Origin of the sequence: Pisciglobus halotolerans (genome assembly GCF_900113675.1) — a bacterium.
GTDB classification, from domain to species: Bacteria; Bacillota; Bacilli; order Lactobacillales; family Carnobacteriaceae; genus Pisciglobus; species Pisciglobus halotolerans.
Genome location: NZ_FOQE01000021.1, coordinates 15,134 through 39,221, shown reverse-complemented (window position 1 = coordinate 39,221; position 24,088 = coordinate 15,134). Strand labels below are relative to the sequence as shown.

Genomic DNA, 24,088 nt, shown 5'->3' with positions numbered 1-24,088 from the left:
TTAACGGTTTCCACTAATGAGAAAAGGGTTCTACAATATTTAACGTTGGTCTGTAAAAAATCAATTTTTTTAATGCTAAACTCTTTAGAATCCTATTTCTAGAAATTTCAGGAGGCACATAGGGCTACTGATAGCCATGAAAAAAGATGCAATGTGAATCACTTAGTGTTAGGCTTTAGCCGTTACACTAAGTTTGAAGCTTGCAAACATTGAGACACGATTTTCGGCTCAATGTGTTCTCATGGCTTTCCATCAGTAGCCCATCGACCGTAGGAAATTTCTTTATCAACGTTAAAAGAGGAGGAACCGAGAAAAGCGATGAAATCAAGGTTTGTATGCCTCGATTTCACCGCTTTTTATCGATAAAACGACCCTAGAGAGATTTGAACTCCCGACCTAACGTTTATACTGATAGGTAACGTTCATCTGCAACATGACTTGCTCAGATTACTGGTTTTCCCCCAGTCCACACCTTGCAGGCGACTTTCATCGCACAAGGCGTTCCATCAAGAAACAACAAAGAGAGAAGAGAGATGATCTCTTATGATAAATAAATTCTATTCAGTCTGGCTGAACAGCTATGCTACTTGATATAATGGCGATATGCTTCAACTCATTGCTTTCCTTGACTGGCCATCTTTCCTCCACAGGTTGTTATCCCTGTTTCATTGGTACTACACAGCCGCTGCCACAATAATACAATAGCCATTGTCCTGCTATTTAGAATCCTCAGATAGGAAAGGGTGATTCTTTATTGCTTCCAACGTTCCGTTACTACTAGCTTTACAGTTAAACTTAGGTGCTTTCTACAGATGTTCTGCATTTCTTGTTCTCAACCACCAAACAAGAAACAGGTCAGGGCAAATCCCTAACCGCAGCGCTCGCTTTCCCAGACAAGCAGCCGCGCATGCGACAATGCGCAGTAAACATCCTCACATTCGAAAGTTCGTCAGTGTCCACACACATGCTCACCTTATTTAATTTATAGCCCTCCGGCAAATGGTCTTGGAGACACGATGCCGACTTTACCGAACTTTTGACACACTGCAACTATCTTTACAGCTGCCAATCGGAGGTTAAGGTTTTTCTCCAGCGGTTGAACTGGAGTGTGCTTTTTTCATTGTGCACAGTATCGTAGTAACAGTTAAGCTACAGAAGCTCTTACATTTTGCTAAACTTTTCAATTTAGTTTGTTGTAAAACGTTGCGTACAGGAAACGTTTGCTCTATCCACCTGAGCTATAGGGCCACAATGTTTATTTTCGCAGATTTCCATCAGAATGTCCAGAGGCAATTAGTTGTTTTTATCTTCTTCTGAAGTGTCCAAGTTTTTCATGCTTTGTTTTTTTAATTCTACAAAGTCACAAATCAAGACTTGGCGCGTCGTTTCAGTAACATCTTCAACTGAAGTTTGATAGTCCGTTTTGTCCCATTCAACTAAAATACCTAAGAAGCCATATGAAATATAGCCGCAAAGAACATTTTTGGTTTTTTCCGGAAGTGTGACTCGCGAGAAATATTGTTCCAGCAACAACTGTTTGATGCTGTTGCAAAATTGGTTTTGAAAGTCCAAAAAGCCGATCGAATGAAGGGCCAGATGAAAGAAATCGCGATTTTCATAAACAAAGGCAAATAGGGCGGTGTCTAAAGGCTGATGCCGAAGCTCTAAAATAGACAAGTGAATATAGATGGTTTCTAAGATATTGGTAAATTGGTCTAAGACAGATTGACGAACCTCTTTTAAAATATCTTCCTTGTAAGTATAGTGCTTATAAAATGTTCCGCGGTTAACGCCAGCATGCTCAGTGATCTTAGTGATGGTGATTTTGCTATAATCCTCTTCTTTTAATAGATCGATAAAAGCCTGCTCGATCGCGTGCTTGCTTTTTAAGATCCGTTTATCTAACCGCGGCGGGGTATGGGAGCTGCTCATAAAATATCCTCCTTAAAACTGATCAAAAAAATCCATTTGCTATATACAATAAGTTTAGCTAAAAGCCCGCCGACAAGCAACTAAAAGGTGGCAAATAGGTAAAAACGTCCAATAAAGAATGAGAATAGCGGTTTCGATGAAAGCAAACGTTTCAACTAGCAAGTAAATGGCAAGTTTGGATAGAAAGTGCTAAACTGAAGTAAGCCACTCATAAGCGCTCATTGAACAGAAACTTGACGACTATTTTGTTGAGCAACAGTAAGGACAATCAGGAAGGGGGATAAACATGAATACATTTTACCAAGCGCATGCTATCGCAGACGTTTTAACTTTTATCAAAGAAAATGAGTTGGCGTTTGTTTTTATCTCAAGAGAAGATTGTGGGGTATGCCACGCGATCCAGCCGCAAGTCCAAGAGATCTTAAAATATTTGCCGCGCATTCATTCTGTTCAAGTTGACGCGGGTGAGGTGCCAGAAGTCGCCGGACAATTCCAAGTGCTGACTGTTCCGGCATTGCTGCTATTTGCAGACGGGAAAGAAGTCATGCGCGAAGCCAGATTCGTACAAATGAGCGAACTAGAAAAGAAATTCACGCAAATTGCTGAAAATTATTAAGCGCAGCCGACTATTTTATCGAAATAAGTGAATGCAGAAGAGGAGGAGCCCAGCATTGCTGCTTCCTATTTTGCTGAAACGCTTGAGACAGGTAGATATCCTTTGGCTGCGCCCAGCAAGTAACGTATAATAAAGAAAGTAAAAGCACACCCCAACATTAGCCATCCCCTTTTTTGCATTTCTTATACCATTAACGCAAACCCAACGACTTAGACCAAGATAAATAGTCATTTCCTATTTTACACCTCTATACCATTAGTGCAGATCCAACGACGCTGCCATAAATGACATTTCCCCCTCATGCACAAAAAACAATCCTTTTCCCAACTTTTTTCAAATGTGACCTGATGATGCTCTGCTTTATCGCACTCTCAAACTGGATTCGGCTTGCGAGTATGCCATAAGAGAGCGTTTATCACACACTCAAACAGGATCCAGTCCACGAGTATGCCATAAGAGAGGCTTTATCACACACTCAAATTGAATTAAGCCTGCGAGTATGCCATAAGAGAGCGTTTATCGCACACTCAAACTGGATTCGACCTGCGAGTATGCAATAAGAAAGCATTTATCGCATACTCAAACTGGATTCGGCCTGCGAGTATGCCATAAGAGAGCGTTTATCGCACACTCAAACTGGATTCGGCCTGCGAGTATGCCATAAGAGAGCGTTTATGGCACACTCAAACTGAATTAAGCCTGCGAGTATGTCATAAGAGAGCGTTTATCGCACACTCAAACTGAATTAAGCCTGCGAGTATGTCATAAGAGAGCGTTTATCGCACACTCAAACTGGATTCGGCCTGCGAGTATGTCATAAGAGAGGCTTTATGGCACACTCAAACAGGATCCAGTCCACGAGTATGCCATAAGAGAGGCTTTATCGCACACTCAAACTGAATTTGATCAGTGAGTATGCCATAAGAGAGCCTTTATCACACACTCAAACTGGATCCGGCCTGCGAGTATGCAGCTCAAGCCAGAAAAAAGGGTACAAAGAGAGCGCAGCGAAACTTTGTGACCCATTGAGGATCTTTAAAGCCGCTGCGCGAATGTAGTGCTTATTTAAGTTGAGTTGTAAAAGCCAGGCCAGAAAGCTGTGCCTAGCTGATCTTGTCTGCATGGTCGCACTTTGCTGGAACTAACATATTGGTAATCTTCGCTTTCATGCGAACTTTCTCCACTGACTTATGCCCATTCACCATTGCGGAAAATAGGAACAACGGTGCCGTCTGCTTTGATGCCGTCGACATCCATTTTGTCTGAACCGATCATAAAGTCAACGTGGACCGCTGAACGATTCAAGCCGTGTTCGATCAATTCTTCTTCTGACATTTCCGTTCCGCCATTGATATTGAAAGCATAGCCAGAACCGAGTGCCAAGTGATTGGAGGCGTTTTCGTCATATAAGGTGTTGAAGAAAGTCAAGCCGGATTGTGAAATAGGAGATTGGTTAGGCACCAATGCAGCTTCTCCCAAACGGCAAGAACCGTCGTCGGTGTCGACCAAACGTTGGATCGTTTCTTCACCTTGAGCAGCCGTTACCCGTACTACTTTGCCATCCTTAAAGGTAAATTCCATGTCTAAGATCGTTGTTCCAGCGTAGCTTAACGGCTTCGTGCTGCGTACAACACCATCGACGCGATTAGCATCTGGAGCAGTGAACACTTCTTCCGTCGGCATGTTGGCCATGAACCGTTCGCCTCGAGCGTTCAAACTGCCAGCACCTTCCCAGTGATGACCCTTAGGCAAGCCGACAGTCAAATCAGTTCCCGGAGCCGTGTAGTGCAATGCGTCAAATTGCTGCGCATTCAATTCGTCTGCTTTTGTTTCCAACGTCACATCTTTCTTTTTCCAAGTCGCAACAGGATCTTCATCGTAAATGTGAACAGCTTTGAAAATCGCATCCCATAAAGCATCTACTTGTTCCTCAGACGTTTTCAAATCAGGGAAGACTTTCGCAGCCCACTTAGGACTAGCTGCAGCGACCACTGTCCAGCTCACTTTATTGGCTTGCGTAGCTTTACGTTGTTCGATCATCGCTTTCCCAAACGCAGATTGATAAGCCGCAATTTTCTCAGGATCGATTCCTGCCAAAGCATCAGGATCTGAAGAACGCAAGCTGATCCGGCTAGCTCCTTTTTCCAAAAAGTATACAGATTCGTCCACTTTATATTGTGGAATAGCTGTCAAACGTTCTGCTGGGGTATGTTGCATCCGAGAGCGGTTGGTGATGTCATCTGCCCATTGCACCACAACTTCCGTAGCGCCTAATGCATAAGCTTCTTCAACAACAAGGCGAGCAAGCGGTGCTTGATCCACGTCCACACTTAATAATACTGTATGTCCTTCTTGCACATTCACACCTGTTTTTGCAATCAAATGGGCATATTTCTTCAAGTTTTCTTCAAAATTCGGTAAAACCATTTTCCGATTCCTCCTTTATCCTATATAGATAAGCTTGAACTATCACTCAATATGATAGCATACCTGTAAAAAAATGCCTAATATCCTGTCATAAGATTACAATTTAGTAACAGCCATATTTTATTCAAACTTTTCGCCAAAAAATGACGCAACGTATGCTATAATAAATAAACAAAAGTTTTCAAACTAAACAAATATTGCATGTGAACCTCTTTGTAAGCAACTGACATAAGAAGTGGTTACAAGTGATTCTTTCAAATGGGAGCCAAGCCAGGTGGAAGAGAACATTTGCAATAACTGTAGAAAATCAAGAAAGCTTTTATAAAATTTTTTAGGATATGTACGAAACATCAATGGAGATGAGTCTTAACCTTTTGAGGGGCAGCAAATGGAGTATGGCAAATCTAAAGGAATTTTTAAAGTGGACTGTGTAAAATAGACTTCCTACACAAGATAGGATAGGTTGAAAGAACTTTTGATCCGTGTATGAATCTATCAGCAGGAAAATTTTTCTTAAATAGGGTAAGGCAGTAAAACGGGTTTGAAGCAAATGGATTATATTATTAATAAAGGAAACGTTCTTTGAATCGTAATTTATTTCAAATGAGACCCCCAATAAATAAATGAATGAAGCAACAGATAGAAAGAAATAAACAACCTTTAACATTTTGACGACCTATAAAAGATGGAAAAACAGGAGTGAAAAAATGGCTAGAAAAAAAACAATCATGAAATCTGATATTCTTGATACAGCTTATGAAGTTATCCGCACAGAAGGGTTCGAAGGATTCACAGCACGTAACATTGCGAAGAAAATGAACTGTTCAACGCAGCCGATTTATTTGGAATTCAAAAATATGGAAGACTTGAAAAAAGAAATCGTTTCTAAAATCAAAGAATATTTGACTGAATCCATTTATACGCAAGAAAGAACGGATAATCCAATCCTGAATGTTGCGTTAAACTATATCCATTTTGCCCATGACGAAAGCGTCTTTTTCAAAGCTGTGTATTTGGAAAATCGGTTGGATGCCGTAAGCATGCACGAAATTTCTAAAGAAAAATTGAATGAAGTGCTGGCCCAAACAGATGAAGGCTCTACGAAAGATGTCGATAACCTGTTCATTCACTTTTGGGCAACGGTTCATGGAACAGCTTCAATGATCGCTCAAGAAGTGATTCCATTCAACCAAGAAGACACCACTCATTACTTGGAGCAGTCGTTGAATATCATTATGAAATAACAAAAAGGCACTTGTTTCTCTTCTATAAGAGAAACAAGTGCCTTTTTTCATGACATAGCTTGTACTTTTTCGACCAAAGCTTTCGCAAAAGCTTCTAACTTTTCTGCATCTTCTTCTTGAGGATCTAAGTCGACTTTGACACTTTCCGCACCTTCGACCGCACCCGCCACTTTGAACTGCTCCGTAAAATCATCGACAGATTTGCAAAACTTCTCATAAAACGTATCGCCCGAGCCAAACGTCCCGAAAACTTTTCCCGTCAAATCTACATCAGCTAATTCTTCATAAAAATCAACGATCTCATCCGGCAAATTCGCATCCGTACCATAAGTATAAGTCGCAACTAGACATAAATCGACATCTAAAAAGTCTTCCGGATCAGCTTGCATGCTCTCCATCACTTCAACGTCCACATCCAGTTTTTCCAAGGCATCTTCAACGATATCTACACACTGGGCCGTATTCCCAGTCAAACTTGCAAAAACGATCATGGCACTTACCATTCGCGATTACCCACTTTCCTTATCATTTTCTCCTTTAGTATAGCAAATAGAAACTTTTTCACCAACTGCTTTTTCAAATTGATGCAAATGATTACACTGAATGAATGCAAATGACTTCATTGAGTTGCTGGAGATGATTTCATTGAATTGCTGCAAATGATTTCACTGAATTGCTGCAAATAATTTCGACAAATTGATACAAGTGCTTTCGATGAATGGATGCAAATGATTTCATTGAGTTGATGCAAATGATTTCGACAAATGCTAGCAAGTTGCTCCCACCTTTTATTGATCACTGTTTTGCAAAAATTTCAGCTGAGATATCGTTGCTGGTACCAGCAAATTAAGCCTCAATCTTCATCCGTATAGCCAACCTGAACTTTCGGAAAAAATTTGTGTTTATTGCACACTCGAGAGCCGAGATAAGTTTGAGTATGCGATAAAAAAGCGTTTATAGCAAACTCGAGAGGAGAAAGGAGTGTGAGTATGCGATAAAGAAGCGTTTATAGCACACTCGAGAGCGTCAATGAGTTTGAGTATGCGATAAAGGGGCACTTATTGCACACTCGAGAACGGAAACGAGTGTGAGTATGCGATAAAGAGGCGTTTATAGCACACTCGAGAGCGGCAATGAGTTTGAGTATGCGATAAAGAAGCGTTTATAGCACACTCGAGAGCAGCAATGAGTTTGAGTATGCGATAAAGAGGCGTTTATGCCACACTCGAGAGCAGCAATGAGTTTGAGTATGCGATAAAGGAGCACTTATGCCACACTCGAGAGCGGCAACGAGTTTGAGTATGCGATAAAGGAATAAGTCGTGTAAAAAGGAGCGGAACGTTTTAATATTTGAATGCGAAAGCGATATACTAGAAAGAGAAGCAAATTTGAAGGAGGAAATAGTGTATGGCCATTTTAACAGGATCCTTTCAATCGGAAAAATTGATGCGGAAAATGAGTTTTTCAGCCATCATTCCAACGACGACCAAGTCTTTGTATGATCCGAAAACGGAAGAAGCGGTAGTAGAGAATGAATCGTTCAAAACGTTGTACTTATTGCATGGGTGGAATGGCAATCATGAAGATTGGCTGCAAGGAACGCGGATTGCCGAGCTGGCTAACCAGTATCAAATCGCGGTGATCATGCCAAGCGGTGAAAACAGTTTTTATGTCGACCACCCAAATGGGAATGATTACGGGAAGTTTATCGGTGAAGAGTTGGTAACGGAGACGCGACGCATGTTCAATTTGTCCAAAAGGAAAGAAGATACTTTTATCGGCGGTTTGTCTATGGGAGGGTATGGCGCTTTGCGAAATGGCTTGTTCTATCCTGATACCTTTAGCAAAATCATTGCCTTTTCCAGCAAAATACTAAGCCGAAGCGCAGGCGATGTAGTAGATGAAGTCGGCAGAGGACAACTGCAGGCCATTATTGGGCATACATTTGCGGAAATGCCGATAGAGATGGATTTAGCAGCGTTAGCAGAAAAAGCGCTATTGTTGAAGGATGACAAGCCAGCGATATATTTGGCATGCGGCATTGAAGACTTTTTAGCAAATGAAAACCAAGCTTATCATGAATTTTTGGACCAGCTTCAATACCCACATGAATACCTGACAGCTCCTGGCGAACACAATTGGCGCTTCTGGGATTATTGGATTGAAAAAGCTTTAATGTGGGCGATGGAAAAATGAAAAAGCCGTCCTCTAACTGAATTCAATCATTAAATATTAAAAGGCAGAACTTGTCTTTTAGTGCTTCTTAATTTTTGAAGACTTACAATTGAAAAGCAATTTTGCATCAGCAGAAAAATAATGAACAAAACATTCCTCGACGTTTAAAAAAAGTTGGTATAGCAAGGATTCAAGGCGCTTTTCTTGACCTTTTTTCTATTTGTCCTTAGGATTAAAAGTGAAGAGAAAAACTGAAGGAGGAAGAACAAATGAGTGAAAAAGAAAAAATGCAAGGGATGCCGTATGAATCTGGAATCGACCATACTATAGACATTTTAAAAGAAGGCTATACCTATATTTCTGATCGTCAAAAAATGTTGAACGAAGAAGTATTTAAAACAACGATTTTGGGACAAGAAGCTTACGCGTTGGTCGGAAAAGAAGCTTCTGAGTTGTTTTATGATACAAGCAAATTCAGACGGTCAGATGCTATGCCGAAGAGAATTTTAAAGTCTCTTCAAGGTCAAGGCGGCGTCCAAACATTGGACGGAAAAGAGCATGAACACCGCAAAAAAGCCTTCATGTCTTTGATGGGCAAAGAGGACTTAGATCGCTTGGGAAAAACGTATATCAAACAAATTCGTGCAGCCATTACAAAATGGACCAAACAAAAAGAAACCGTTGTGTATGAAGAAGCGCAAGAATTAATGGTCAGAACAGCTTGTGAATGGGCAGGCGTACCGCTGAAAGAGAAAGAAGTAGAAAAGCGGACCAAAGAAATCATGCACATGATCGTGGACGCGGCTTCTGTAGGTATTTCTCACTGGAAAGGTACGCACTCACGGAATGTTGTCGAAGACTGGGTTAGAGAAATGGTTGAAGATGTCAGAGCTGGCAAAATGAATCCACCTGAAAACACAGCTTTATACGTTTTTTCTTGGCATCGCGACTTAAACGGAGAACTATTAGATCCGCAAATTGCAACAGTTGAAGTGCTGAATATCGTGCGTCCAATGGCAGCAATCTCGGTTTATATTCAATTCTTGGCTTTATCTGTCATTCAGTACCCAGAAGAAGCAGCCAAATTAAGCACGGATGATCAAAAAGGATTGCGCCGTTTTGTCCAAGAAGTGCGTCGTTTCTATCCATTCTTCCCTGCAGCCGCTGCTAAAACGACCAAAGACTTTGAATGGCATGGATATGAATTTAAAAAAGATACGTTGACATTGCTGGACTTGTACGGCACGAATCACGATGCAAGTATTTGGGAAAATCCAGATACTTTTGATCCTGACCGTTTCAAAGATTGGGATGGCAGTCCTTTCTCCTTTATTCCACAAGGAGGCGGCGACTTCATTGCAAACCACCGTTGTGCCGGCGAATGGGTCACCATCTTGATTTTGACGATCACACTCGATTACTTTGCCAATAAGATCACTTATACTGTTCCAAATCAAGATCTGCTGTTCAGCTTATCCGATATTCCATCGCTAACAAAAAGCGGCGTTCGTTTAGAAAATGTCCAATGGAAAACGGCAGAATAAATGAAATAGGACGAAAAAGAAGCAGTTGCCAAGCTGCTTCTTTTTTCTCCTTCAACATTTGACTCATCCAATATTGAATGTCAGCATCCGTTTTAGCATGGTTACATTTTTTGACTAAATGCGGTATAATAGGTAAGGAAAAGTCAAACTAAGAGCCGAAACAAGGCCAATAGTCATGAGAAAGAAAAGGGGAAAAATAGTGATCACATTAAAATCAACACGTGAAATTGATGCAATGGACGAGTCAGGCTCATTGCTTGCCAGCATCCATGAAGCAGTCCGCGACTTTATTAAACCAGGCGTGACAGGAGCACAAATCGATCAATTCTTCCAAGACCGAATCGAAGCAGCTGGAGCGATTCCAGAGCAAATCGGTTTTGAAGGCTACGAATATGCAACTTGTGTCAGCGTCAACGATGAAATTTGCCATGGTTTTCCAGACGACAAACCGCTGAAAAATGGTGATTTGATCAAAGTCGACACCGTTGTCAACTTGCACGGTGCCATGAGTGATTCTTGCTGGAGCTATGTCGTTGGCGAATCGACACCTGAGATCGACCATTTGATGGACGTTACGAAAAAGGCTTTGTATAAAGGGATCGAACAAGCACAAGTAGGCAACCGTATCGGTGATATTGGTCACGCGATCCAAACGTATGTTGAAGGGGAAGGCCTATCTGTTGTGCGCGAATTTATCGGCCACGGCATTGGACCAACGATGCATGAAGCACCATCCGTTCCTCACTATGGAGAAGCTGGCAAAGGATTGCGTTTGAAAGAAGGCATGGTCATCACCATCGAGCCCATGGTCAACACCGGCACATGGAAAGCCAAAATGGATGACAACGGCTGGACAGCACGCACCGAAGATGGCGGATTGAGCTGCCAATACGAACACAGCTTGGCGATTACTAAAGAAGGACCAAGAATCTTAACCAAACAAAAAGGTGAATAACAGTTAGCGAAACCAGCAGCTCTGGTATGAAAAGAGCCAGCTGGTTTTTTGTCGTCATTAAAGACAAGTGATTGTCCCTTTAGCAAATGTCTTTACTGGAAATCTGAGGAAGTATAGAGTGAAAGCTCTGCAGTAAATATCATCCCTTTATTGACAGTCGAGGAAATATGGAATGAAAGCTACTGCTCCGGCAATCGTAAGCTCCTTTATAGGATGAGCGGAAACATTCAGTGAAGAAAGATAAGTCTTTTGCTGCCGAAATATTTAGCTGAACTGTTATAATAAAAGAGACGAACATCTAATAAGGAGAAAAAAATGAAAAATCGAGTTTGGTATGCAGATATTCTGCGGATTATCGCCATTTTACTAGTGGTGCTGCTACATACGTCTTCAAGAGACTTTGAAAGATATGCGATTGGGTCATTCAATTGGCAAATATTGAACCTCTTCGACGGATTTGCGCGCATCTGCGTGCCATTATTTGTGATGCTCAGCGGGATGTTCATGTTGAATCCCGAGCGAGAGCGGCCGATTCGGGTATTGTACCAAAAGAATATTTTTCGCATGGTCAAAGTCTTCCTGTTCTGGTCTTCCTTTTATGCGATTTTTATCACGCTCTTTCCGTTTACCGATATCCATATCACGCAAAAGACGCTGAAGACGATCTGGGATGCCTTCTATGAAGGTCACTTTCATTTATGGTTCATCTTCCGCATCGTTGAGCTATATGTAATGACGCCGTTTTTGAAAAAAATTGCAGAAGATAAGAAAACAATGCTGTATTTGATCGCCTACTGCTTTGTTATCGGCTTTCTCATTCCAACACTTCGCCGATTTCCAGTTGCCTCTACCACAACCATTGTGGAAGACTGGTTTAATTTGGACATCACATTCGGTTACGTCGCCTATTACTTCTTAGGCTATTATTTGAATAAATTTGAACTGACGAAAAAAGTCACGCACATTCTTTATGGACTCGGCATCGCCGGTTTTTTGATCACCATCGTCGGTACCAGCGTCCTGTCGATGCAGCGAGGCAAACAAGTTGACCTGCTCTACGAATACTTAACGCCGAACGTATTTTTTGCCGCGATCGCCTTCTTCGTCTTCTTCAAGCAGCACATTCAACACTACCAGCCAAAAGGAGACAAGCAGAAAATCATCGCGCTCTTATCCAATCGCTCGTTCGGTGTCTATCTGGTCCACTTATTGGTGCTCTATATTCTTTGGAAATGGGGCCTGACAACCGAATTCCTGCCCACCATCCTATCCGTGCCGCTCATCACAGCCGGCGTCTTCATCATCAGCTACTACTTGATTACCTGGCTGAGCAAAATCCCCGGCCTCAAAAAGATCATTATGTAAAACTTCTCTCCCAAGAGAAGTTTTTTCATTATAAAGAGAGGAAGGTGGTGCGTAGATTCCAACTCATGCAGCGAAACCTACTTGAGTAGGAACGCAAAAGGATTATCGTTCCAACTCATGCAGCGAAACCCATTCGAGTAGGAACGCAAAAAGATTATCGTTCCAACTCGCGCATCAAATCCTATTTGAGTAGGAACGCAAAAGGATTATCGTTCCAACTCACGCAGCGAAATACATTCGAGTAGGAACGCAAAAAGATTATCGTTCCAACTCGTGCATCAAATCCTATTTGAGTAGGAACGCAAAGAGGTTATCGTTCCAACTCACGTAGCGAAACCCATTCGAGTAGGAACGCAAAAGGATTATCGTTCCAACTCGCGCAGCGAATCTTATTTGAGTAGGAACGCAAAGAGGTTATCATTCCAACTCACGCAGCGAATCTTATTTGAGTAGGAGCGCAAAAGGATTATCGTTCCAACTCGCGCATCGAATCTTATTTGAGTAGGAACGCAAAAGGATTATCGTTCCAACTCACGTAGCGAAACCCATTCGAGTAGGAACGCAAAAGGATTATCGTTCCAACTCGTGCCCCGAATTTTATTTGAGTTGGACACAATCATGTTTTTTTGCAATAGGAAGACTCGCCGCGGCGAGTCTACATTATGAAAGAGATGATACGGTGCAGATTATTGATAATAGCAGCCACGACCTGAGCCATACCTTTTAAAATGAGTCTGCAGCAACTTCCAGATCTTTTTCTTAGGCACCTTACCGTCGAACCAGTCGTAGAGGAGGTTTTTGGTGAGGTGCAGGTCGGGGAAGAGCAGGATAAGCTCTTCGATTTGTTTCAGCAGGGCTTCATTGAGTGGCGACGTGTGCCCACAATCTTTGCAGTGGCACGTTCGCTGCGTAAGCGCCAGGTCAAATGAGCCGCAATTTGGGCAAGTCAGTCCTTTTCGAAGCTGCGCATAGGTATAGTCAGGCAGCTGCCGCGCGAAAGGTGAGTCATTTTGGTGCAGCAGGACTAGCTTGTCGGCAAGGAATTGGTGCTTTTTCGAAAGCGGCAGCGGGTTTCGGTCCAACTTTGCAAAGTGCGTCTGCAGTTGCGTCGAAAAGATAAATGGCTTATCAACGGGCACATTGTACAAGGTGAAAGACGGGTTCAGAAATAGCACGGCTGCTTCAAGTTTCAAATTGGAGCCCAACTGCTTGAGCAATTGGCGCATCAACGTTGCCGTGCGATTCAACTGAATGAGCGGATTCACGACTTCTTTGCCTGAAAATGTGTAGAGCTGATTGGATTTGTACTGAAAATTGCCTTGGTAATTCTTGATTTCATACAAATAAACCGTGTCGGCAGTCAGAATCAGCGCGTCGATCTGACAGGTCGTCCCATTAATCGTCAGCAGTAAATCGTTCAGCACCAGCCCCTCACAAGTCAACTGTTCGACGAAAGTATCAAATTGCGTTTCTCCTTCAAATCCCTTTTCCAAGTGCAGCAAGTAATTTTTTTCCTCATCCTGTAACGACATGCGTTTGCCCAGAACGGACAGTATCTCTAGGCTCACCGGTTTACAGCGAGATTTAACGATTTTCATGCCTGCACACCTCCTTTTCTTAAACATACGTTGAAAAGCAACATTCTCATCAAAAAAATTTACGCAAGTTCATTTTTTCAAATGAAACGGTTGCCTTTTCGAAGCAAAAAAGGTAGCTTTAGAGTTAAAGAACGCGTAAAGGGGATAAGCAAATGATCATCGGAGCAACAAAGAAATCGCAGCCTTTGTTTTCAGCGCTGCCAAGTGTCGAGGACACCGAATACGGAAAGCAGTTTGCGGCAACAAACCCATTATTTTGCTGGCACGCTAATTATTTTAATTATCATCGAAAAAAAATATTGGTTTTACTGAATGACTTAACGTATACACCTATCATTTTGCAAGACATCAACGCACAAAAGAAAAAGCAGCTGGCCAAGTTGATTCCTGAAGCTATTCGGGTTGCATTTGACATCGCAGGCGTGTCAAAAGAAAAAACGGAAGAGTACTTGAAAGTGGCTGGAGATATCCAAGTTGGTGCTACTTCAAATCGTTCATTAACAGGAAGTATCAATTTGATGACGCGAGAGTTGAGCTCGTTCAAATTAGATTTGTCGCAAACGATCAATGCTGAAGCAATCGCACTTTACAGCAAATCGATTCATATGCCGCTCATCAAAAAGACGAATATGCACAGTGCAGAAGCGTTGCGTGCTGCTTTGGACGAAACGCTGAAGATAAAAGAAGTGGTAGCACCAGAACCATTTGTGATCAATAAGACTTGGGATTACAGCAAATTGAAAGGCAATCTATCTTTTGATGCATGGGAAGAGCAGAGGGAAGTCGTGTTGGCAAACAATGAGAAGCTGTTAGCTGCTTTTGAAGATTATTTATTGCAGGCCAAAAAGCTGAGTCAGAAGGTGGTGGACCGTCATTTGGTCAACCTCGACTTTTACATCAATATTTTCTTAGTCAATTACCAGCAAGAAACGCCGCTCAACAGCGAAAGATCAGCGGCAATCTTTTTAAGTGATTTTCTTGTACGGAAAGATTTAACCTCCTCACCTACATCACTGAAGCAAAATGGCTCATCCTTGAGGAAGTTTTACGCGTTTTTGTATGAGGCAGGTGAAATTTCCAAAAAGGCCTTCAATCAATTCAAAGAGGATATCAAATTAGGGGTTGAAGAAGGTTTAGAAGAATGGGAAGACTTTATGAACGGAGAAGATTTTTGGTTTTAAGGAACAGTTGAAGGAGACGGCTATTTAATGGGTTTAAAAGAACAACGAGAACATATGCTTACAAGCGCGATGTACAACGATCTAACATCTGAACTCGTCGAAGCGAGGGAAAAGACGGTATTTCTCACAAATGAATACAACGCCAGCTTTGGCAAACCTTCTGCAGAAAGAGAGACCATTTTGCGCAAATTGTTCCGATCGATCGGCAAAGACGTTCATTTCGAGCCAACCTTGCGCTGCGAATTTGGATTCAACATCTCGATTGGGGATCATTTTTATGCCAATTTTGATTGTGTGCTGCTAGACGGCGGCGGGATCGAGATCGGGAACCACGTACTATTTGGACCAAGAGTGGGCATTTATACATCCAACCACGCCATCGATGCTGCTGAGAGAGCAGCCGGCGCTTGTTACGCGAAGCCGGTGAAAATTGGGAACAACGTTTGGATCGGTGCCGGCGTCCATATCAACCAAGGCGTCACGATCGGCGACAACACCATTATCGGTGCTGGCAGCGTCATTACCAAGGACATTCCGGCAAATGTGATTGCAGCCGGCGTTCCCTGCAAAGTCATCCGCATCATAACCGCCGCCGACAAAACAGGTTATTCCGTGTGATAAGGAGGATCGGACAGTTGATGCTGTCCGATCCTTTCATTTTTTATTATCATTATAATAGGAAAGACTCGCCCCGGCGAGTCTTCTTCAGATAAAGGCATTAATAACCAACTTGAGAGCTGCAATGAGTTTGAGTTAGTCAATAAGAGACGATAATGACAAACTCAGGAGCCGTAATTAGTTCGAGTAGGTCAATAAGAAGCGTTAATGACAAACTCGAGAGCCATAACAAGTTTGAGTTGGTTAATAAGAGACGGTAATGACCAACTCGGGAACTGCAACAAGTCTGAGTAGGTCAATAAGAAGCGTTAATGACAAACTCGAGAGCCATAACAAGTTTGAGTTGGTTAATAAGAAGCGTTAATGACAAACTCATGATCCGAAATAAGTTTGAGTTGGTCAATAAGAGCTGTTAATGACAAACTCGAGAGGCATAACGAGTTTGAGTTGGTCATTAAGCGTCCGAACCGGTCATCTACAATAAGGGGTTAAGTGCATAAAATGAAATCTAAAGATAAAAAGGAAAAGACTCGTCGTGGACAAGTCTTTTCAGCTTAAAAACAACACTCATTACTTATAATAACGACCACGTTTGTCTCCGCATTTTTCATAATTGGTCGATAATAAGGGAGCAATTTTCCTGATTGGTAGTGCGCCTCCGCACCAGTCATGCATCAAGATTTTTGTGATGCGCAATTCAGGGAAGAGCAACCTGCATTCTTCTACTTGAGCACAGAATGCTGTCTCAATCGGAGCGACATGTCCGCATGACTTGCAGCGACACTTTCGTTGTGTTAGTGACAAGTCGAATGAGCCGCAGTGTATACAAGTTAACCCCTTTTTCAAATTATCATAAGCATAACTCGGGAGCTGATGAGGAAAAACCCCTTCTTTATGATGCAGCTTGATCAATTTGTCGGCAAGAAATTGGTGCTTTTTGGAAAGGGGCAAAGAGTCGCGGTTCATTTTCACAAAATGCGCTTGAAGTTGTGCTGGAAAAATGTAAGGTTTATCAACAGCAGCTTCGTACAACATAAAAGAAGGGTTGATAAATAAGACTGCAGCTTCCAGTTCCAAATCAGTGCCTAACTGTTTGATCAGTTGACGCATCAACGTTGCTGTGCGATTTAATTGAGTCAATGGATTATTGATTTCTTTGCCTGAAAAAGTGTAAAGCTGATTTGATTTGTATTGGAAATTCCCTTCGAAATTTTTGATTTCATACAGATAAAGTGTGTTGGCAGTCACGATCAGCGAGTCGATTTGGCAAGTCGTTCCATTGATAGTCAGCAGCAAATCGTTCAGCACTAATCCCTCACATGTCAGCTGCTCAACTAATCTATCAAATTGTGTTTCTCCCTCAAACCCTTTTTCAAGATTAAGCAAGTATTGCTTTTCATCATGATGCAGCTCCATTCGTTTATTTAGAGCTGTTAAAATTGCTAAGTTAACTGGTTGGCACCGACGTTTAACAACTAACATTATCTCATCACTCCTTTTACCATTAATATGCGTAAAAAGAAAGAATTTCATTTAAAAAACTTTAATTAAATAAAAAGATCATCCCATGAGATACCTTAAGTTGCAAAGGCTACTACTAAACAGGTAGCATTAAATAAAAGAAGACGCTAATAGATTGGTTGGCACGTAAGAAAGGTTGATGACAATGAAATGGGAAGACTTAAAAAAAGATATCAATAGTATTTCTCAAGAAGATAAGAGTATACTTGAACTAACAGCATTGTTAGCCAGCGTCCGCAAAGAACAGAATATAACACAAAAAGAATTAGCCGAAAAAACAAAAGTTACGCAAGCACAAATTGCTCGTGTCGAAAACTTATCTTATATTCCTTCATTAAAAACGGTTGTAAAGATTGCAGAAGGATTAAATCTAGAACTTGTATTTATTGATAAAACTCCGAGCAAATAGCTAGAGACTAATAGGAGTTTCATTTTGTCTAATTAAATAAAAACTTTCTGTGAAATAAAATTAGAGCAAGTTTATTAAAGTCAACTGAGGATGAATAATGAGGAACGGACAGATCAATTGTCCGTTCCTTTCATTTTGAAAAAGAACAAATCGAGTAAAAAAGGTTACATATTACCAACTCATAAGACTCATCAACTTTGAGTTAGTCAATAAGAGACGTTAATGACAAACTCAGGAGCCGTAATTAGTTCGAGTTGGTCAATAAGAGCTGATAATGACAAACTCAGGAGCCGCAACAAGTTTGAGTTGGCAAATAAGAGACGATAATGACCAACTCGAGAGCTGCAATAAGTTTGAGTTGGTCAATAAGAGACGATAATGACCAACTCGAGAGCTGCAACAAGTCTGAGTTGGTCAATAAAAGGCGTTAATGACAAACTCAGGAGCTGCAATAAGTTTGAGTTGGTCATTAAAAGATATTACCACCAATTCTTGAACTGCATTCATTTCAATAGGAAAGACTCGCCCCGGCGAGTCTTCTTCATCATTAAAAGAATGACTGCTGAACCGGTTAACTGCACTAAATACGATATCAGCTTCAAACTTTTTCAATAATAAATAGGAAAAGACTCGTCCCCAGACGAGTCTTCACCGCCGAACAGGCTTCAGCAATCGATAGAAAAGCAACGCTGGTAGTTTTTTTTGGCTGAATTCAGTATACTTAGAGGAGATAATGAAAAGGAGCTTTTCACATGTTGAACGACCGAGGATCGTATTGGGCGAAATCCAAAACTTTTTTTAATATTCTGCGTGAACAGATGCGCAAGGTACAGGTATGGCCGACTGGGGCAGTGCTGGCGTATTATTTCCTGCTGTCGCTGATTCCTTTGCTGATCGTGGCTGGGAATATTTTGCCGTACTTGAACCTCGATATCTCGACGATCATGCCTTACATAGAAGAGGCGATGCCGCATTATATCTTCAACCAGTTGGAAAGCGTCATTAAGAGTGTGTTCAACGAATCCAATACCGGAGTCCTTTCTATCGCTTCGATCGGGGCGCTGTGGTCGGCGAGCCGCGGTATGAACGCGATGCAGTATAGCATGAACTTGGTTTATGAAACAGAGCAGCGCAAGAATGTCGTCTTTGCGCGTCTCTTTTCCGTCGTGGTCACTTTATTCTTGATCTTAGGTTTAGCCATTTTAATGCTGGTCTTTGGTTTCGGGCAAACGATCCTAGACTATATCACCCAGACGTTTCATCTGCAGCGAACCATCTCGGAAGTATTCCAACACTATCGATCACCGGTAACGATGCTCGCGCTATTCTTTATTTTCTGTCTGGTGTATTACGTCGTACCAAATGTGAAGCTGCGCTTTTCAGATATTTTCCCGGGCGCGTTATTTGCGACGCTCAGCTGGATTTTCGTTTCGCAAGCCTTCGCAATCTACGTGACGTTCTTTTTCAAAAGTCCGCAAAGTTATGGCGCGCTGGGAACCATCGTCCTACTGCTATTGTGGTTGCAAATTTCTGGCGTAATCATTACGTTGGGTGGCATATTGAATGCATCGATTGCCTCCTATCAGCACCAAAAAAATCAAGAAAAAGAAGTAGTTGCAAGTAGAAACCATTCGAACAAACATTGAAGCTGCAAGCAAATGAGCACGCAGATAGAGAGAGCAAATAGAAGACCGATGAAGGTGAAGGATATTAAGTTGTATTTAGCAACTGACGCAATAAATGTAGCATTCGCAGCAAAAAGAGCATCATTTGTTCAAATCAAAGAACGGATTTTGGTAAATACACACATTTGAAAAATGAATCAGTTTTAATTTAGGTGGGGTAAACGTGGAAAGATTTTTCGACTGGATCGAACAAAAAAGTGAACAGAAAGGCAGCGATTTACGAACAGGTTTTGGAACAGCAGCGGGATATATCGGCTTGTTTTCCAACTTGATCCTGTTCGTGATCAAATTCTTCAGTGGCTTGGTTACGGGGAGTGTGGCTGTAACGGCGGATGCCATGAATAACTTGTCCGACTCTGCCTCCTCCATTTTGACGTTGGTCGGCTTTTATTTCGCCGGCAAGCCTGCGGACAAAGAACATCCTTATGGCCATCAGCGCTCCGAGTACATTAGCGGCCTGATCATTTCTTTTATCATCCTGTATGTTGGCGGACAGTTTTTGCGAACATCGATTGAACGCATCATGGACCCTATCAGCCCAACAATGTCGACACTTGTTTTTGTGCTGTTGACGGTATCGATCTTGATCAAAATCGGGCAAGGTCTTTTTTATCAAAAAACTGCCCGTCATATCGACTCCAAGACGCTTTCTGCCAATGCCAAAGACAGCTTTAACGACGTGTACACGACGCTTACTGTGCTGATTTCAGCAGCTATCGAACACTTTACGGGCTGGCAGATCGATGGGTACGTCGGATTGCTGATCGCGATTTATATTATTATTAGCGGCTTTAAAATGATCAGCAGTTTCGTCAACGACCTGCTAGGAACGCGTCCGAGCGAAGAAGAGATCAATCAGATGACGGCTTATTTAGATGACTACCAATCCATCATCGGCTATCATGACTTGCTGATCCACAGCTATGGACCAGATCAAAAATTTGCGTCTGTCCACATTGAGATCGACGACAGCTGGAGCTTGAATCAGGCACACGATGTTATCGACGATATTGAAAAGAAGGTCAAATCAAATTTGGGGATCAACCTTGTTTGCCATTTGGATCCTGTCGCCATTCACAGTGAAGAGCAGAATTACATCTACGACAAAATCAAACAAATCCTGAAATCGTACCAGCTGAACCTGAAATTTCACGACTTTCGCATCGAAATGAAAGGTACTCATCCATTGCTGACCTTTGATGTCGTGGTGCCTGAAGACACGGAGTTAACAAATGAAGAACTGTTAGCCAAAATCCAGCACGATATCCAAACGCAAATCGGCGACTACCAGACCGACATAGACTTTGATCGGCACTACTTGTTGAGAAAATAGATGAAAATTCTTTGTATCTAAGAAATTTCGGGTCCCTTTGTAGAGCCAACTAATATAGAGAACAAGCTAGAATCAATAAAAGTTTATGCAAAAGCAATTGTAAAAATAGCTATTGAAACTAAATAAGAACGAAGAAACAGGTATATTCTATCTCTTCGTTCTTATTTTTTGTTTATATACTTCCACCAAAAACCTTGGCAAAGCCATCATTCTTCCAAAACGGCTTGGTTGTTTCAGTAAGCGATAAAACCATTCAATGTTATGATCTAAGAAAAACTTTGGGGCACGTCTTGCGTTTCCTGATAAAACATCAAAACTGCCGCCGACACCCATCAAGATTCCTTTTTCTGCTGTTTCCAAATATTGGCTGATCCATTTTTCTTGTTTAGGAAAACCAAGTGCTACAAAAACGATATCTGGTTGGGTTCCTTGAACTTCATTGATCATTTTTTTATCTTTTAGATCAAAATAACCATCGTGATACCCAGCGATTTGAATGAGAGGATAATCTTTTCTTACTTGTGCAACGGCTTTTTCTACAACTTCTTGTTTTGCACCTAAGAAATAAACCCGCAATTGGTTTAAGTTGGCTTCTTGCAACAAAGCCAACATCAATTCAAATCCAGGTACTCTCTCCGCTAAGGGGGAGCCAAGTAACTGAGCACCTTTAATTACCCCAACTCCATCTGGGACGACGTAATTTGCTTTTTTTATAATTTTGTAATAAAAAGGATTATTTTTTGCAAACATTACAATTTCCGGATTAGCTGTTACAACGAAAGTTTTTTCTTTCTTATTAATCCGTTCTAAAAAAAATTGTATAAATTCTTTTTTCGTATAATTATCGAAAACTATGCCAATCACATTGACTTTTTCTCGTTCCATATAGATTCTCTATCCTTTATTGCTTTTTTTGTCGCATCTTTCTCTCTTATCAAGATGTAATTAAGAGAGAAATGCTAATAAAGTATTTATGTAAGCTTTTTTGCTTTCTCTGGTGTCGTAATCCTCTAATTTTATTTTTAACACTTTCAAAAATATCTCTAGTCGTCTTTTAGTAAGTATTTAATTTCCTATTAGAGCTATAACATAGGAAGGTTAATCAGAAAAATAAAAAAATACTCAGGTTGCTATTTTAAAAAGAATTTAACGACATACCTAATAGAAACAGTTATTTAATCTTCAATAATTATTTAAAGTTATTCAAATACTCATGACAATTCAACTTAAAACAAATAACTTTTTCTCTTCTTTCTATTCAATTTTTCTCTTTAACTGCAAGTTTATATTGACTCTGTTTATAAGTCAATATTAACATTAAAACTACTAGGCTAGTCATAGGATGGTGTTAATTTAGTTCAAATAAAAGATCTATAAACAACCCAAAATTCAAATTTCCTTTAATTATCATTGCTTTTTTGCGATAATAGCCTTATTGAATTCGGGTCTTGCATCAAAAAGTAGTATTGAATTTAGCGAGTATTAAATTAGATATAGTTTAAGAGACTAGGAGGAAAAAAAGTGTTAGGAAAAGAAACAAATAGTAAAAGAAAAATAGGAAAAGTATTGTTATATACTTTTTTTGCTATGGGAATGGCTGTCCTTATTAACCTAATTTTACAGCTTTTCCAATTGAACTTTGATATTGACCACTTGATGGCACAGGTTTTCCACTCGAAAACATTACTGTTCTTTTTAAGCTCAGCTATTATTTTTACTATCATTTTGTGGTTTACTGCTTTATTTGGAAATCTATACCTTAGTTTTTTTGTGACTTTAATTCTTTCTGTTGTCATTGGAATAGCTAATCAACAGAAATTAATGTTCAGGGGAGAACCCCTTTATCCTTCTGATTTTGATCTAATAAAAAGTTTACCTTTTCTTTTGAGCATGGTCAGTCCTTGGCTTATTGTTTTGCTTTCCTTATTAATTATTGCAACTACAATTATTAGCATTTTTATTTATAAAAAAACAACGTTTAAGCATACAAGAGTTAATTACTTCATTAGGTCAGTTATTTTTGTTGTTGCTAGCATGCTTATTTATTATGTTGGACAATTTAACCAACCTGAGAATTATGTAAAAGCTTATTTTGATAAAAATGCCTACTGGACAACGTTTAGTCAACAAATGAACTACGAAGGAAATGGATTCATACCAGGTTTTTTATACAACCTTAATGCACCAGCGGTAGAGCTTCCTGAAGGGTATTCAAAAGAAAGTGTAAAACAGGTTGTGAAGAAGTACCAACAGAAAGCTGTAGAAATAAACAATGCAAGGAATAATCAACTAGAAGATATAAATGTTGTGTACATTATGAATGAAAGTTTTTCTGATCCTCTAGCAATAGAAGGAATGACTATTTCAAAAGATCCTATTCCAAATACGCGTAAACTGATGGAGGAAAATCAAAGTGGAAAAGTTCTTTCTCAAGGCTATGGTGGTGGTACAGCAAATAATGAATTTGAGGCACTTACCGGAATATCAATGGAACCTTTAGCCAGTAATATTACTACTCCTTACATTCAGTTAACCAAGCAAATTGAACAGTATCCTACTATTTTGTCTTATTTAAAAGAAAGCAACCATTTTACTACAGCTATCCATCCTTTCAATACTACAATGTACAAACGAAAAGATGTATACAGTTCCATGGGGTTTGATGAGTTTGTTAACGAAGACACTATGTATCATAAAGAAATAAAAGAAAATAACCGTTATATTTCAGATGAATCAGCTTATAAAGAAATTATTACAAGAATGGAAGAAACAGATAAAAAAGACTTCATACACTTAGTAACCATGCAAAATCATACTAAATATACTGGAAAGTATCCAAACACCCCCTTCCATGCAAGTGGCTCAGCAGATGATGAAGAAGCAATAAATTATTATCAAGACTTAGCTTATAGCGATGATGCGCTAAAAGATTTATTGGGATACTTAGATCATTTCAAAGAAAAAACGATGGTCGTCTTTTGGGGTGACCATCTTCCTGGTTTTTACGGGTATGACTTAATGGAAAAAAATGGACGACAAGTCATGCATGAAACACCCCTTATGATTTACACAAACTATCAGTACGAAGAAAAATCAATGGAAACTATTAGTCCAATTTTCTTTGTTAATCACATCTTGTCAGCTAACAAAGGAAAAGTTACTCCTTATGAAGCACTGTTGTTTGAATTAGAAAAAAAACTTCCAGCTTTTGAAACAGGTATTTATATAGAAAAAGATGCTGGAGAAATGAAAGAAAAGCGTAATCAGTTATCAGAAGAAACAAATGAATTATTATCTGATTATGATAAAATATTATATGATTTGTCAGTAGGAAGTAATTATGCAGAAAAATTAGGCTTTTACAACTTAAGTAAATAATAAAAGGGATTGATGCTGCTTTAAGTAGTTGAAAGTAATAAATCAACTTTTAAGTGGCATGAATCCTTTTTTTTATTGCCGTGAGAAGATAAAAATTGTATGATATA

18 protein-coding genes are annotated in these 24,088 nt (G+C 40.3%); 12 read left to right on the top strand and 6 right to left on the bottom strand.

The window, feature by feature from the left end:
* Positions 1 to 1,293: 1,293 nt before the first annotated feature.
* Positions 1,294 to 1,932 (bottom strand): TetR/AcrR family transcriptional regulator, encoded by a 639-nt coding sequence (locus tag BM057_RS07775; RefSeq protein WP_092092692.1) that lies wholly within the window; start codon positions 1,930 to 1,932, stop codon positions 1,294 to 1,296.
* 286 nt (positions 1,933 to 2,218) lie between these two features.
* Between BM057_RS07775 and BM057_RS07770 the strand changes: the two genes are divergently transcribed.
* Entirely contained in the window at positions 2,219 to 2,548 is a 330-nt protein-coding gene (locus tag BM057_RS07770) for a thioredoxin family protein (RefSeq protein WP_092092689.1), read from the top strand.
* Positions 2,549 to 3,736: 1,188 nt separating this feature from the next.
* On the opposite strand, the gene BM057_RS07765 is transcribed toward BM057_RS07770, so the two are convergent.
* Positions 3,737 to 4,975 carry an aminopeptidase gene (locus BM057_RS07765; RefSeq protein WP_092092687.1) on the bottom strand — a complete coding sequence of 413 codons (1,239 nt, stop codon included), beginning with the start codon at positions 4,973 to 4,975 and terminating at the stop codon, positions 3,737 to 3,739.
* 707 nt (positions 4,976 to 5,682) lie between these two features.
* Between BM057_RS07765 and BM057_RS07760 the strand changes: the two genes are divergently transcribed.
* Complete coding sequence (locus BM057_RS07760; RefSeq protein ID WP_092092684.1) at positions 5,683 to 6,219, top strand: TetR/AcrR family transcriptional regulator; 537 nt, start codon at positions 5,683 to 5,685, stop codon at positions 6,217 to 6,219.
* 47 nt (positions 6,220 to 6,266) lie between these two features.
* On the opposite strand, the gene BM057_RS07755 is transcribed toward BM057_RS07760, so the two are convergent.
* The gene (locus tag BM057_RS07755; protein WP_092092682.1) at positions 6,267 to 6,722 is read right to left on the bottom strand and encodes a flavodoxin; all 456 of its coding nucleotides are present in this window, start codon (positions 6,720 to 6,722) and stop codon (positions 6,267 to 6,269) included.
* A gap of 904 nt (positions 6,723 to 7,626) precedes the next feature.
* Here BM057_RS07755 and BM057_RS07750 point away from each other — a divergent pair.
* The 4 genes from BM057_RS07750 to BM057_RS07735 all read left to right on the top strand — a co-directional run bounded on the left by BM057_RS07750 (position 7,627) and on the right by BM057_RS07735 (position 12,258).
* Entirely contained in the window at positions 7,627 to 8,415 is a 789-nt protein-coding gene (locus BM057_RS07750) for an alpha/beta hydrolase (RefSeq protein WP_092092679.1), read from the top strand.
* A gap of 248 nt (positions 8,416 to 8,663) precedes the next feature.
* Positions 8,664 to 9,938 carry a CYP152 family fatty-acid peroxygenase CypC gene (gene cypC / locus BM057_RS07745; RefSeq protein ID WP_092092676.1) on the top strand — a complete coding sequence of 425 codons (1,275 nt, stop codon included), beginning with the start codon at positions 8,664 to 8,666 and terminating at the stop codon, positions 9,936 to 9,938.
* 199 nt (positions 9,939 to 10,137) lie between these two features.
* Positions 10,138 to 10,893 (top strand): type I methionyl aminopeptidase, encoded by a 756-nt coding sequence (gene map, locus BM057_RS07740; RefSeq protein ID WP_092092674.1) that lies wholly within the window; start codon positions 10,138 to 10,140, stop codon positions 10,891 to 10,893.
* Between the two features lie 315 nt (positions 10,894 to 11,208).
* The gene (locus BM057_RS07735; protein ID WP_092092671.1) at positions 11,209 to 12,258 is read left to right on the top strand and encodes an acyltransferase; all 1,050 of its coding nucleotides are present in this window, start codon (positions 11,209 to 11,211) and stop codon (positions 12,256 to 12,258) included.
* A gap of 686 nt (positions 12,259 to 12,944) precedes the next feature.
* On the opposite strand, the gene BM057_RS07730 is transcribed toward BM057_RS07735, so the two are convergent.
* Positions 12,945 to 13,856 (bottom strand): nuclease-related domain-containing protein, encoded by a 912-nt coding sequence (locus BM057_RS07730; protein WP_177186205.1) that lies wholly within the window; start codon positions 13,854 to 13,856, stop codon positions 12,945 to 12,947.
* 152 nt (positions 13,857 to 14,008) lie between these two features.
* Between BM057_RS07730 and BM057_RS07725 the strand changes: the two genes are divergently transcribed.
* Both BM057_RS07725 and BM057_RS07720 read left to right on the top strand, forming a co-directional pair.
* Positions 14,009 to 15,037, top strand: coding sequence for a DUF6933 domain-containing protein (locus tag BM057_RS07725; protein WP_092092666.1), 1,029 nt, complete (start codon positions 14,009 to 14,011; stop codon positions 15,035 to 15,037).
* A gap of 27 nt (positions 15,038 to 15,064) precedes the next feature.
* A complete protein-coding gene (locus tag BM057_RS07720) occupies positions 15,065 to 15,655 on the top strand; it encodes a sugar O-acetyltransferase (protein ID WP_177186204.1) in 591 nt (196 codons plus the stop codon).
* 570 nt (positions 15,656 to 16,225) lie between these two features.
* On the opposite strand, the gene BM057_RS07715 is transcribed toward BM057_RS07720, so the two are convergent.
* A complete protein-coding gene (locus BM057_RS07715; RefSeq protein WP_177186203.1) occupies positions 16,226 to 17,137 on the bottom strand; it encodes a nuclease-related domain-containing protein in 912 nt (303 codons plus the stop codon).
* A 178-nt stretch (positions 17,138 to 17,315) separates the two neighbouring features.
* Here BM057_RS07715 and BM057_RS07710 point away from each other — a divergent pair, with 178 nt between their 5' ends.
* From BM057_RS07710 to BM057_RS07695, 3 genes are all read left to right on the top strand, one after another.
* Complete coding sequence (locus BM057_RS07710; protein ID WP_047392751.1) at positions 17,316 to 17,585, top strand: helix-turn-helix domain-containing protein; 270 nt, start codon at positions 17,316 to 17,318, stop codon at positions 17,583 to 17,585.
* A 752-nt stretch (positions 17,586 to 18,337) separates the two neighbouring features.
* Positions 18,338 to 19,231 (top strand): YihY/virulence factor BrkB family protein, encoded by an 894-nt coding sequence (locus BM057_RS07700; RefSeq protein WP_092092659.1) that lies wholly within the window; start codon positions 18,338 to 18,340, stop codon positions 19,229 to 19,231.
* Positions 19,232 to 19,433: 202 nt separating this feature from the next.
* Complete coding sequence (locus BM057_RS07695) at positions 19,434 to 20,603, top strand: cation diffusion facilitator family transporter (RefSeq protein ID WP_092092657.1); 1,170 nt, start codon at positions 19,434 to 19,436, stop codon at positions 20,601 to 20,603.
* A gap of 147 nt (positions 20,604 to 20,750) precedes the next feature.
* On the opposite strand, the gene BM057_RS07690 is transcribed toward BM057_RS07695, so the two are convergent.
* Positions 20,751 to 21,488: a WecB/TagA/CpsF family glycosyltransferase gene (locus BM057_RS07690; RefSeq protein ID WP_092092654.1), complete on the bottom strand. Its 738-nt coding sequence runs from the start codon at positions 21,486 to 21,488 to the stop codon at positions 20,751 to 20,753.
* Positions 21,489 to 22,124: 636 nt separating this feature from the next.
* On the opposite strand from BM057_RS07690, the gene BM057_RS07685 reads away from it, so the two are divergent.
* A complete protein-coding gene (locus BM057_RS07685; protein ID WP_092092651.1) occupies positions 22,125 to 23,981 on the top strand; it encodes an LTA synthase family protein in 1,857 nt (618 codons plus the stop codon).
* The last annotated feature ends 107 nt before the right edge of the window (positions 23,982 to 24,088 follow it).